The following is an 11,453-nucleotide window of genomic DNA, read 5'->3' as shown; positions in this document are numbered from 1 at the left end:
ACATCCAGAGCACCGGCGGCATCATGTGGGACAACTCGTCCAACACCAGCGCCAAGCTGCTGGTCTACGGCAACGTGTTCTACAAGCCCGCGGGCGCTTCCTGGGGCACGGCCAACGGCGTGGTCGGCGGCTGGACCGGCGGCGGCGGCGAGCAGTTCCACAACGCCAAGGTCTACAACAACGCCTTCATCAACGTGAATCAGCAAAGCCTGAGCACGCTGCCCAACATCGCCTCGGGCAACGAGGCCTACAACAACATCTTCTACAACAGCAACAGCCCGGACTTCTCCAAGTTCTCCGCGCACAACTACAACCACTTCGTCAACGCCGGCGGCAGCCACGGCGAGACCGGCGGCACCAGCGCCACCAGCGGTGACCCCTTCGTCAACATCGCTGCGCTGGACTTCCGCCTCAAGGCCTCCACGGCCGCAGGCTCCAGCCTGGCCGCGCCCTTCAACATGGACGGCCTGGGCAACACCCGTGGCGCCGACGGCACCTACGACCGCGGCCCCTTCGAGTTCGTCACCGGCGCCATCACGGTGTCCCCGCCGACGAACCTGCGCGCGCAGTAAGCATCTTCTCCAGCGAGGGAGACGAAGGAGCGCGAGAAGCGCCCCCCATGGCGCCGGCCCGGCAGCGGGTCGGCGCCTTTTTTCATGGCAGGGGCCGGCAGCCGCGCGGTTACCCACGCAACGCCCGAACGCCGGGCCGTGCCGGCCTCAGGCCGCCGGCACCGCCGGTGCCGGCAGGATGGTGCCGGCGCATTCGCCGAAGCCGATGGCCCGTGCCCCCGGCGCCTCGCAGCGACCGCGCAGGAACACGCGGTCGCCGTCCTGCAGGAAGGTGCGCGTCTCGCCGCCGGGCAGCGCCAGCGGCTGCTTGCCGCCGCTGCTCAGCTCCAGCAGCGAGCCGCCCTGCCCGGCCTCCGGCCCGGACTGCGTGCCGCTGCCCAGCAGGTCGCCCGGCTGCAGGTTGCAGCCGTTGCTGGCGTGGTGGGTGAGCATCTGCGCCACGGTCCAGTAGGCGTCGCGGAAGTTGCTCTCCGTCAGCTTGTGCGGCGGCAGCCCCTGCTCGCGCATGGCCGCCGTCTGCAGCAGCACCTCGAAGCGGATCGCAATGGCGCCGCGCTCGCGGTTGTGCGGCGAGTCCAGGTAGGGCAGCGGCTGCGGGTCGCCCTCGGGGCGCGTGAACGGCGCGCGGAAGGGCTCCAGCGCTTCCATGGTCACCACCCAGGGCGACAGGGTGGAGCCGAAGCTCTTGGACAGGAAGGGCCCCAGCGGCTGGTACTCCCAGGCCTGCACGTCGCGCGCCGACCAGTCGTTGAGCAGCACCAGGCCGAACAGGTGACCTTCGGCCTCGCTCATCGGGATGGGGCTGCCCTGCGCGTTGCCCGTGCCCACCAGCGCGCCGAGTTCCAGCTCGTAGTCCAGGCGCTGGCTGGGGCCGTACTTGGGCACGCCGTCGGGCCCGGGCGCCTGCTGCCCCAGCGGGCGGCGCACGTCCGTACCGCTGACCACGATCGAGGAGCTGCGCCCGTGGTAGCCGATGGGCACCCACTTGTAATTGGGCAGCAGCGGGTTGTCGGGACGGAACAGCTTGCCGACCGTCGTGGCGTGGTGGATGCCGGCGTAGAAGTCGGTGTAGTCGCCGATGCGGCAGGGCAGCGCCATCTCGGCCTCAACCTGCGGCACCAGGCAAGGCTGCAGCGCGGACTGCTGCTCGCTGCCTTCGCTCAGCGCGGCGGACAGGGCCACGCGCACGGCGTGCCGGGCCTGCGGCCCCTGCGCCATGAAGGCATTGAGGTCGCCCGCGGCCAACGGCGCCAGCAACGCCGCCGTCTCCGGCGACCAGGCGCCCTCTTGTGCGGCCAGCTTCAGGTCCAGCACCTGGTCGCCGATGGCCACGCCGATGCGCAGCGGCTCCTGCGTACCGCGGCGGCGGAAAGCGCCATAGGGCAGATTCTGGATCGGGAAGTCGGTGTCGTTGACGTTGGCAGAAGCCACCCAGCTGCGCAGCGCCGGGTCGTGGGTGTGGTCGATGGTCATGGCTTGTCGGGAGTTTGAGGTTCAGGGCTGCTGGAAGCGGTCGCCCAGGCCCGCCCAGCACTCGGCATAGGCGGCATCCCGCGGCGCCTCCTGCAGCGCGAAGGCCGTGGGGCGGAAGCGCCAGCGGCTCTCGAACATGAAGGCCAGGGTGTTGTCGAGCTTGTGCGGCGCCAGCGGCGCGGTGCTGGCCTTCTCGAAGGCTTCGGCGTCGGGCCCGTGCGGCACCATGCCGTTGTGCAGGCTCATGCCGCCGGGCTTGAAGCCCTCGGGCTTGGCGTCGTACTGGCCGTACACCAGCCCCATGAACTCGCTCATGAGGTTGCGGTGGTACCAGGGTGGGCGGAAGGTGTCCTCCGCCACCATCCAGCGCGGCGGGAAGATGACGAAGTCGCAGTTGGCCGTGCCCGGCGTGTCGCTGGGCGAGGTCAGCACCGTGAAGATCGACGGGTCCGGATGGTCGAAGCTGATGGAGCCGATGGTCATGAAGTTGACCGTGTCGTACTTCAGCGGCGCCAGGTTGCCGTGCCAGGCCACGACGTTGAAGGGCGTGCCGGCCTGTTCGTTGCGCCACAGCGCGCCGCCGTACTTCTTGACGATCTCGTAGGGGCCCTCCCCGTCCTCGAAGGCCGCCACCGGCGCCAGGAAGTCGCGCGGGTTGGCCAGGCCGTTGGAGCCGATGGGACCCAGCTCGGGCAGCCGGAACGGGGCGCCGTAGTTCTCGCACACGTACAGCCGCGTCGGGCCCTGCACCTCCACCTTGAAGGCGATGCCGCGCGGCAGCAGCGCGATCTCGCCCGGCTTCACCTCCAGCACGCCCAGCTCGGTGACCAGGCGCAGCGCGCCCTCCTGCGGCACCAGCAGCATCTCGCCGTCGGCGTTGACGAAGGCGCGCCGTGCCATGGAGCGGTTGACCAGCGCCAGGTGCGCGGCCATGCCGCTTTGCGCTTCCACGTCGCCGTTGACGACCACGGTGCGCAGGCCGTCCACGAAGTCCAGCGCCTGCTCCTCGGCCCGGGGAATGGGCACCGGATGCCAGCGCAACGGGTCGGGCGGCATGGGCTGGCCCTCGGCCGCGCCGGTCTTGAGCCAGGGCTGCGCGTAGGGCCGGTAGGCGCCGGTCACCACCGAGGGCTGGCGCCGGTAGAGCCAGCTGCGCAGGTTCTCGGCGCGCGGCGCGGTGAAAGCGCTGCCCGAGACCAGCTCGGCATACAGGCCCAGCGCCACCTGCTGCGGGCTGTTGCGGCCCTGCGGCAGGGCGCCAGGCACGGCCTCGGTGGCGAAGTGGTTGCCGAAACCGTTTTGGTACTTCAGATCAGACATCGGTGGTGGTTCCCCAGTGCATGCAGGAAAGGGTGGAAGCTCAATCGAGCTTGATGTTGTTGGCGCGGATCAGCGCGCCCCAGCGCGCGCGCTCGCTGCGCGCATAGGTGGCCATCTGCTCGGGGGTGCCGGGCAGCGGCTCCAGCCCCAGGGTCTGGAAGCGCGCCTTCACGGGCACCGACTGCAGCGCGGCCTGCAGGGCCTGGCTCAGTTTGGTGGTGAGCTCGGCCGAGGTGGCCGCGGGCACGACGAGACCCTGCCAGGCGTAGGCCTCGAAGCCGCTGAGGCCCTGCTCGGCCAGCGTGGGCACCTCGGGCAGCGTCTTCAGCCGCTGCGGGCTGGCCACGCCCACCGCGCGCAGCTTGCCGCTGAGCACGTACTGCTGGACGCTGGCGGTGTCGATCATGCCCACGGCGATCTGCCCGCCCAGCAGGTCCTGCACCGCGGGCGCCGCGCCGCGGTAGGGCACGTGCGTGAGCTTCAGGCCGCTCTTCTCGCGCAGCAGCTCGGTGGCGAGGTGGTGCGGGCTGCCCAGGCCGGCCGAGGCGTAGTTGACGCCCTCGGGCTGCCGCTGCGCCCAGTCGCTGAACTCCTTCCAGTTCTTCACCGGCACGTTGGGCGCGACCACCAGCAGCAGCGGGAAGCGCGCCAGCATGCCCACGGGCTTGAAGTCCTTCTCGGCGTCATAGGGCAGCTTGCTGAACAGCGCGGGGTTGGCGGCCAGCGTGGCGAAGTCGGCCGTGAGCATGACGTTGCCGATGTCGCGCGACTTGGCGACATAGTCCGCAGCGATGTTGGTGGCGGCGCCGGGCTTGTTGTTGACGACGATGGTGCGGCCCAGCGTCTTGCCCATCTGCTCGGCCACGGTGCGCGCGACGACGTCGGAGCCGCCGCCGGCGGCGTAGCCCAGCACCCACTCCAGCGGTTTCTCCTGGGCCGCGGCGGCCAGGGGCAGCGCGGACAGGGCGGCGGCGCCGAAGGCGGCGAGCAGGTGGCGTCGGGTGGTCATGGGCAGGTCTCCTTGTGGTGGTTTTGGTCTGCGGGGAAAAATTCTTCAGGCCGTGTCGCCGCTGGCGCGCGCCAGCGCCAGCGCTTCCTTGAGTACATCCAGCCGCCCGATGTGGTTGGCCAGCAGCAGCACCAGGCGCGCATTGAGGGCATGGCTGGCCTCGGCGCCGAGGTCGCGGTGGGTGTCGATCAGCGCCTCGTAGAAGTCATCGGGCGCGTCCAGATTCGGTTCGGTGACCAGGGGCATGGCGGCTCTCGCTCGGTCGGTGTTCAGTGCAGCGCGCAGGCGCGCTTCAGGGCGGCGTGGACGGCAGCGGGCGTGGGCTGGCGCCAGCGGGCACACACATGCTGGTCCGGGCGCAGCAGGTAGGCGCTGCCGGGGCGCAGGTCGTAGCGCCGCGCCAGCCACTGCTGCGGGTCGTTGGCGGCGTCCAGGGCCAGCACCTTCACGGGCAGCTCCCGGGCCCAGGCGGGGGCGCGACCCCAGCACAGCAGCGTGAAATCCGGGCCCAGCTCGCGCAGCAGCCAGCTGTCGCGGCCGTTGAGGCGCAGCGGTGCGTCGGCGGCCGGCGCGCCCGGGCGCATGGCGCCGGCGAAGGCATCGCCCTGGGCATCGGGCGTGTTGAGCACGGAACCGTCCAGCGTGGCCGGCACCGACAGCCGCCCGCTGTTGACGAGCTTGCGCGCGAAACCATGCTCGCGGGCCAGCGCCAGCGTGGCGTCGCGGAACAGCCGGCTGATCTCGCTCTTGGGCGTGATGAAGTCGGTGGCGCGGGTGGAATTGAGGATGTTCTCGTCGGCGGCGTGCTCACGCTCGCGGGCGTAGCTGTCGAGCAGGGAGTCCGGCGCGGCGCCGCGCAGCACGCGGTCCAGCTTCCAGGCCAGGTTCTCCGCGTCCTGCACGCCGGAGTTGGCGCCGCGCGCGCCGAAGGGCGACACGCCATGCGCCGAGTCGCCGGCAAACAGCACGCGGCCATGGCGGAAGTTTTCCATGCGCAGGCAGGCGAAGGTGTAGACGCTGGCCCAGTCCAGCTCGAAGTCGAGCTCGGGCGGCTCGCCGTCGCCCTTGCTGGCGGCCGCTGCGCGCAGCAGGGCCTGCACGCGGGGAATGATCTTCTCCGGCCGCTTTTCCACTTCCGGGTCCGCATCCCAACCCAGTTGAAAGTCGATGCGCCAGACACCATCGGGCTGCATGTGCAGCAGCACGCTTTGCCCCGGGTGGAAGGGCGGGTCGAACCAGAACCAACGCTCCGCGGGAAAGGCGGCCTTCATGCGCACGTCGGCAATGAGGAAGCGGTCCCGGAACACGCGCCCTTTGCTCTCCAGCCCCATCAGGTGGCGGATCGGCGAGCGCGAGCCGTCGCAGGCCACCACGTAGTCCGCGATCAGCTCATAGCGGCCGTCCGGCGTGTCGATACCCAGGCGCACCGCGCTGCCCTCCTGGGCCAGTGCCGCCACTGTGTTGTGCCAGCGGATCTCCAGGTTCGGCAGCTCGCGGGCACGTGCCACCAGGTAGGCCTCGGCGTAGTACTGCTGCAGGTTGATGAAGGCCGGGCGCTCGTGGCCGGTTTCGGGCAGCAGGTCGAACTGGTAGACCTGCTGGTCGTGGAAGAACACCTTGCCCACGTGCCAGCGCACGCCCTTGTCCACCATGGCCTGGCCCACGCCCAGGCGGTCCCAGATCTCCAGCGTGCGCTTGGCGAAGCAGATGGCGCGCGAGCCGGTGGAGAGCTTGCCGTCGTTGTCCAGCAGCAGCACGCGCTGGCCGCGCTGCGCCAGGTCGATGGCCAGGCTCAGGCCCACGGGGCCGGCGCCCACGACCACCACGGGATGGCGCACCGGCGCGGCGGCATCCTGGTCGGGGCTGCGGCGGTAATCGAAGCTCAGGGCCTGGATCTCGGCACCGGAGGCGGAATACAGCGGGTCGCGCATGGGGCTGAGGACGTGAAGGGACGAGCCGGGGCCTGCGCCGCACGCGCATGCCATGAGGAATGGAAGAGAAGGTGACGGGCCCCGCCAGGGCCCGTCAGGGACGAGACGGCTGGAAGCTCAGGTCTCCAGCGCCTGCCACATCTCGATGTCGCGCTGCGCGGTCCACACGCGCGGGTCCGGGTACTGCGTGACCTCGTCGTAGCAGCGCGTCACGTCGAAGGGCATGCAGTGGTCGAAGATCACCCACTGGCCGTACTTGGGCGCCATGTGCGCGTAGGCCTCCTTGTAGACGGCCTTGAGGTCCTTGCCGGCGGCAGCCCCCGCCTGCACCGCCTGGTACAGGTCGGAGATGAAGGCGCGCGTGCCCGCCAGCCCGGCCTGCACCTGCTCTTCACCGACCAGCGCCGCGCCGCGGCCCGGCACCAGCGCGCGCGGATTCAGCGCGGCGATGTTGTCCAGCGTCCGCGGCCAGTCCTTGAAGTAGGCGTCGCCGGCGTAGGGCGTGGCATCGAATTCGACCAGGTCGCCCGAGAGCAGCGTGCGCTCCTGGGGCAGCCACACCACGGTGTCGCCCTTGGTGTGGCCGCGGCCGAGCTGCAGCAGCTGCACCTCCAGCTTGCCGAGGAACAGCGTCATCTTCCCGGTGAAGCTCATGGTGGGCCAGGTCAGCCCGGCGGGCACCGTCTCGACGTTGCGGAACAGGCGCGGGAAGCGGCCGATCTCGCTGGCCTTGTCCTGCTCGCCGCGCTCCCTGATGAGGTCGTAGGTGTCCTGGCTGGCGATGATCTGCTGCGGCTCATAGGCCGAGGCGCCCAGCACGCGCACGGCGTGGTAGTGCGTGAGCACCACGTACTTGATGGGCTTGTCCGTCACCTCGCGGATGCGGCGGATCACGTCGGCGGCCATGGCGGGCGTGGCCTGGGTGTCGGCCACCAGCACGGCGTCGTCGCCGATGATGATCCCGGTGTTGGGGTCGCCCTCGGCCGTGTAGGCCCAGGCATGTTCGGACAGCTGCGTGAAGCTGACCTTCTTCTCTTCGAGGTCGGCTTGGGAGGCGAAGGCTTTGCTCATGGGTATGTCGGCGAACGTCTTCAGCAATGTTTAACGGCGAGGTTGATCTTAGTCATGCATTTCGTTAATGTCTAATCCATTGTTCCTAGCAGAAACCCTGAGCCAGTCCGTGGACGACGTCACTTCCCCTGTAGAGCGCGGCTCGCGCGGCATCCAGAGCATCGAGGTCGGCGGCCAGCTGCTGCTGGCGCTGGCCCACCATGGCCGGCCCATGGCGCTCAAGGACCTGGCGCGCGAGGCCGGCATGGCGCCGGCCAAGGCGCATCCGTACCTGGTGAGCTTCGGCAAGCTGGGCCTCATCGAACAGGAGGCCGGCAGCGGCCGCTACGGGCTGGGCCCGCTGGCGCTGCAGCTGGGCCTCATCAGCCTGCAGCAGTTCGACCCGGTGCGGCTGGCCACGCCGCTGATCGAGGAACTGGCGCTGAGCACCGGCCACACCATGTCGATCGCGGTGTGGGGCAACCGTGGCCCGACCATCGTGCGGGTGGCGGAAGCACCCAGCCCGGTGCACGTGGCCATGCGCCACGGCACGGTGATGAGCCTGCGCGGCACGGCCTCGGGCTGGCTGTTCGCGGCTTACCGGGCACGTGAGGAGGTGCAGGCGGTACTGGCGCAGGAGCTGGCCCTGGGCGGCTTCAACGGTGCGCCGCTGGACGGGGCCGCCTTCGAGGCGCAGCTGGCCGAGGTGCGGCGCCAGGGCATGGCGCGGGTGGTGGACCAGGCGATTCCGGGCGTCAGCGCCCTGGCGGCACCGGTGTTCGACGGCAGCGGCGCGCTGCTGCTGAGCATCACCGGCATCGGCCCCAGCGCCACTTTCGACACCGCCTGGGATGGCGCCTTGGCCGGCGCCATCCGGCGCTGCGCCGCCTCGCTGTCGCGCCGCCTGGGCGCGGCCTGATCGGGCGAGCCACACGGCCCGGGGCACCACCCGGCCGACAATGCCACGGGTGAACGGCGCCCCGGATTCCTCACGGGCTCGGCCTTCCGGCCCATCCCCCTTCTGGCTGGCCTGGCTGCAGGCCGTCGTCGCCGCGCTGATGGCGATGGGGTTGGGCGCGGTCCTGCTGCCGGACCTGGCCTTGTGGGGCATGTCGCTGCTGGTCTACGCCGACCCCGGGCGCCTGGACCGCATGGGAGCGGAGGCGGTCGCGTACCTCTCCTTCGCGCATGCGGTGCTGGGGGCCGTGATGTTCGGCTGGGCCGTGGCGCTGCTGCAGTCGGTGCGCGGCCCGCTCGCAGCTGGGTCGCGCCGGGCCTGGTGGACGGTGGCGCTGTCGGTGGCGGCGTGGTTCGTGCCCGGCACCTTGTATTCGCTGCGGGCCGGGGTGTGGCTGAACGTCGCGCTCAACTTGGCCTTCCTGGTCGCGTTTGCGCTGCCGCTGGCTGCGACGCGCGGCAGCTGTCGTGACTGAGCCGCAACGTGGCCAACTGTTTTGCTGAAGCTCCCGACTTGGCTCTCAGCCGGTAGCGCAAGCCTTTCTTCGACACTGCCTGGCTCGACCGGGTCGTCATCAGTGCTCGCTGGCCCATGGCCATGGCGACAGCCCTACCCCAATGCTTCTTCCCGACGGAGCAATATCAAGGTCAGTTGCGTCCTGATAACTCTCATTATCATGCCGCCATATAAATGGATCAATCTGGGGATGGCGTGGAGCAAGAGGAGCCGAATTCGAGCCAACTCATCGAGGTCGCGAGGCCAAAGCGTCCCCCGGGCCGCCCACGCGGGGCCCGGACGCGGGTGCTGCGCGAGGAGCAGGCGCTGGGCGTGCACCACTTCGCCTTTCTGCGCAGCTGGCTGCAGGGCCTGGACCTGCGCCGGGCCTGGGAGCGCTACCTGGCATTCGGCGAGCTCAGCGCCGACCTGCGCCGCATCGAGCGCCAGCGCGGAGCGCTGTTGCGGCGGGTGCTGCGCGATGGCCATGCCCTCAACCTCGGGCTGCCGGAATCGGAGCGGATCACCGCTGAGCTGCAGGTGCTGGCGCAACCGCCGCGCGGGCCGGGCGCGGTGGCCCTGCCCGACCTGGACGAGTTCATCGACAGCCAGGGCCTGGACCGCGAGACGCATTCCGAGGCGGAGCTGCTGCGCGAGTACCGCGAGTTCTATGGGCTGGACGGCGTGGAGACGCTGCCGGCGCACCGGGAAGCTGGGTCGGACCGGAGCGGCCTTGCAGCGCGCAGCCTGCGGCGGATCGAGGCCTTGCTGGCCCGCCGCCCTGCCCCGCCTGACCGCGTCGCCTTGTGGCTCTCGCCGGCGATGGCCGAGCGCCTCACGGCCGCCGGCATCGGCACGCTGGCCGCCCTGGTGCAGACGGTGAACGTCTTTGGGCCCAACTGGTGGCGCCGCGTGCAGGGACTGGGCCGGGCCCGGGCCGACCGGCTCCTGGAATGGCTGCAGCCGCTGGCACGCGATTGGGAGGAGCCGCTGCGGAGCGATGCGCGCGAGGCGCCGCAGCGTCGCATCGCGCTGCGGACCGGGGCCCTGGGCGCGGTGCAGCTGCTTCCACGCTTTGCGTTGGTGCCGCTGGAGCAGCTGGCCGTGCCGCCCCGGCTGGCCGGTGGGGTGCAGGCCCCGGGTCTGTTCGCCACCCGCATGCCCAACCACCTGGGCGCGGAGGACGACCGGCAGGCCATCGAGGCGTGGCTGGCGCAGTACCGCGAGAAGCCGGCCACGCTGCGCGCCTACCGCAAGGAGGTCGAGCGCTTCTACCTGTGGTGCCTGCTGGAGCGCGGCAAGGCGCTGTCGTCGGTGGACAGCCGCGACGCCCAGGCGTACCGCGAGTTCATCCGCCAGCCACCGCCGGCCTGGTGTGGCGCCGCGGTGGTGGCTCGTGACGATCCGGCCTGGCGGCCGTTTCGCGGCCCGCTGAAGCCGGCGTCGCAACGGCAGGCGCTGGTGGTGGTGCAGGCGCTGTTCGACGGCCTGCGCGACGCCAACTACCTGGTGGGCAACCCGCTGCGCGCGGTGAGCAAGAAGGCGGCGCTGGTCGGGTCGCACATCGACATCGAGCGCTCCTTCACCGAGGCCGAATGGGCCTTCGTGCGCGCCCAGCTCGGCCTGGAAGAAGCCGCCGCACGGCCACGCGCCGGCGTACCGCGGGGCGCCGAGCAGCGGCGCCTGCGGCTGGTGCTGGAGCTGCTGGCGGCCACCGGCTTGCGGCTGTCGGAAATCGCGGGTGCCACGCTGGCGTCGGTGCGCAGCGTGCGGCTCGACGCGGCGGGCGAGGATGCGACCCTGCTGTCGGTACAGGGCAAAGGCGGCAAGGTCCGCGAGGTACCCTTGGCGGAGGACCTGGCCGCGCTGCTGGCCGCCCACCATGCCGACGCGGCGGCCGTTGCTCCCCTGCCCTCGCCGACGCCGCTGGTGTGCACGCTGGCCGAGGCGCCGCCGCGCTGGCGGGCCTTGGCCGACGGCAGTCTCGGCCTGGAGCGTCCAGCAATTACCCGGGCTCTGGGCGCCAGCGGCCTGTACCGCATGCTCAAGCGCTTCTTCACCCGCATAGCGGCGCGCGCCCACGCGGTGGATGGCCTGGATGCCGCGCGGCTGCGCGCCGCGTCCACGCACTGGCTGCGCCACACGTTCGCACGCCAGGGCGCGGCGGCGCAGATCCCGGTGGAGGTGCTGCAGCAGGCGCTCGGCCATGCCAGCCTGTCTACCACCACGATCTATCTCGGCACCGAGCGGGTGCGCATGGTGCGCGAGTTCGAGAAGCTGAAGCGGCGACGCAAGCCGGAGTGAGCCGGGGCAACCGAGTTCCGCACGCCGGACCGGTCCATCGGCCGCTGCGGCCTGCAGGTGGCGAGGGTGTTCTACGGTAGAACACCCGCTGCCACGGCCTTCCGAATGCCGCAGCGGCGTCCGGCACGGGCACGCGGTTCCTGCAATCCGCGTGACACCCGGTGCAGGGCTCCCTGTCTGCTGAGCGGGTGGCCCGGCATCTTGAGGGTTTGGTGTTCTACGGTAGAACAGGTGCCGGCCTGCATGCCCGGAATCATTTCCACGCCACGTCAGGCTGTCCGGACGCCAGCCGGCTCAGTGCCAAGCGCGGCCCCGGCCTGCTTCCGCAGCCGGCCGCTCGG

General features: G+C 70.8%; 10 protein-coding genes. 4 read left to right on the top strand and 6 right to left on the bottom strand.

The window, feature by feature from the left end:
* Positions 1-572 (top strand): hypothetical protein (locus tag HHL10_RS26990; RefSeq protein WP_169163516.1); only part of this gene is annotated, 572 nt, incomplete at its 5' end.
* A gap of 147 nt (positions 573-719) precedes the next feature.
* Here HHL10_RS26990 and fahA read toward each other — a convergent pair.
* From fahA to HHL10_RS26960, 6 genes are all read right to left on the bottom strand, one after another.
* Positions 720-2,045 carry a fumarylacetoacetase gene (fahA, locus tag HHL10_RS26985; protein WP_169163515.1) on the bottom strand — a complete coding sequence of 442 codons (1,326 nt, stop codon included), beginning with the start codon at positions 2,043-2,045 and terminating at the stop codon, positions 720-722.
* Between the two features lie 21 nt (positions 2,046-2,066).
* A complete protein-coding gene (gene hmgA / locus HHL10_RS26980) occupies positions 2,067-3,365 on the bottom strand; it encodes a homogentisate 1,2-dioxygenase (RefSeq protein ID WP_169163514.1) in 1,299 nt (432 codons plus the stop codon).
* A gap of 40 nt (positions 3,366-3,405) precedes the next feature.
* The gene (locus HHL10_RS26975) at positions 3,406-4,374 is read right to left on the bottom strand and encodes a Bug family tripartite tricarboxylate transporter substrate binding protein (protein ID WP_169163513.1); all 969 of its coding nucleotides are present in this window, start codon (positions 4,372-4,374) and stop codon (positions 3,406-3,408) included.
* 45 nt (positions 4,375-4,419) lie between these two features.
* Positions 4,420-4,620, bottom strand: a complete 201-nt coding sequence (locus HHL10_RS26970) for a DUF2783 domain-containing protein (protein ID WP_169163512.1) — start codon at positions 4,618-4,620, stop codon at positions 4,420-4,422.
* A 23-nt stretch (positions 4,621-4,643) separates the two neighbouring features.
* Entirely contained in the window at positions 4,644-6,305 is a 1,662-nt protein-coding gene (locus tag HHL10_RS26965; protein WP_169163511.1) for an FAD-dependent oxidoreductase, read from the bottom strand.
* A 117-nt stretch (positions 6,306-6,422) separates the two neighbouring features.
* On the bottom strand, positions 6,423-7,376 hold the full coding sequence (locus tag HHL10_RS26960; protein WP_205833238.1) for an MBL fold metallo-hydrolase: 954 nt from the start codon (positions 7,374-7,376) through the stop codon (positions 6,423-6,425).
* A 109-nt stretch (positions 7,377-7,485) separates the two neighbouring features.
* Between HHL10_RS26960 and HHL10_RS26955 the strand changes: the two genes are divergently transcribed.
* The 3 genes from HHL10_RS26955 to HHL10_RS26945 all read left to right on the top strand — a co-directional run bounded on the left by HHL10_RS26955 (position 7,486) and on the right by HHL10_RS26945 (position 11,112).
* On the top strand, positions 7,486-8,274 hold the full coding sequence (locus tag HHL10_RS26955) for an IclR family transcriptional regulator (protein WP_310734684.1): 789 nt from the start codon (positions 7,486-7,488) through the stop codon (positions 8,272-8,274).
* Between the two features lie 49 nt (positions 8,275-8,323).
* Positions 8,324-8,788: a hypothetical protein gene (locus HHL10_RS26950; protein ID WP_169163509.1), complete on the top strand. Its 465-nt coding sequence runs from the start codon at positions 8,324-8,326 to the stop codon at positions 8,786-8,788.
* Positions 8,789-9,114: 326 nt separating this feature from the next.
* Positions 9,115-11,112 carry a phage integrase family protein gene (locus HHL10_RS26945; protein ID WP_169163508.1) on the top strand — a complete coding sequence of 666 codons (1,998 nt, stop codon included), beginning with the start codon at positions 9,115-9,117 and terminating at the stop codon, positions 11,110-11,112.
* The last annotated feature ends 341 nt before the right edge of the window (positions 11,113-11,453 follow it).

Origin of the sequence: Azohydromonas caseinilytica, assembly GCF_012927045.1 — a bacterium.
In the GTDB taxonomy this organism is placed as follows: domain Bacteria; phylum Pseudomonadota; class Gammaproteobacteria; order Burkholderiales; family Burkholderiaceae_C; genus Azohydromonas; species Azohydromonas caseinilytica.
The sequence above is the reverse complement of the archived record's forward strand: the minus strand, read 5'-3'. Positions and strand labels throughout refer to the sequence as shown.

Excerpts from the sequence above, each read along its gene's own strand:
- fahA (WP_169163515.1), bottom strand. The coding sequence starts at position 2,045 with ATGACCATCGACCACACCCACGACCCGGCGCTGCGCAGCTGGGTGGCT.
- hmgA (WP_169163514.1), bottom strand. The coding sequence starts at position 3,365 with ATGTCTGATCTGAAGTACCAAAACGGTTTCGGCAACCACTTCGCCACC.
- HHL10_RS26975 (WP_169163513.1), bottom strand. The coding sequence starts at position 4,374 with ATGACCACCCGACGCCACCTGCTCGCCGCCTTCGGCGCCGCCGCCCTG.
- HHL10_RS26970 (WP_169163512.1), bottom strand. The coding sequence starts at position 4,620 with ATGCCCCTGGTCACCGAACCGAATCTGGACGCGCCCGATGACTTCTAC.
- HHL10_RS26965 (WP_169163511.1), bottom strand. The coding sequence starts at position 6,305 with ATGCGCGACCCGCTGTATTCCGCCTCCGGTGCCGAGATCCAGGCCCTG.
- HHL10_RS26960 (WP_205833238.1), bottom strand. The coding sequence starts at position 7,376 with ATGAGCAAAGCCTTCGCCTCCCAAGCCGACCTCGAAGAGAAGAAGGTC.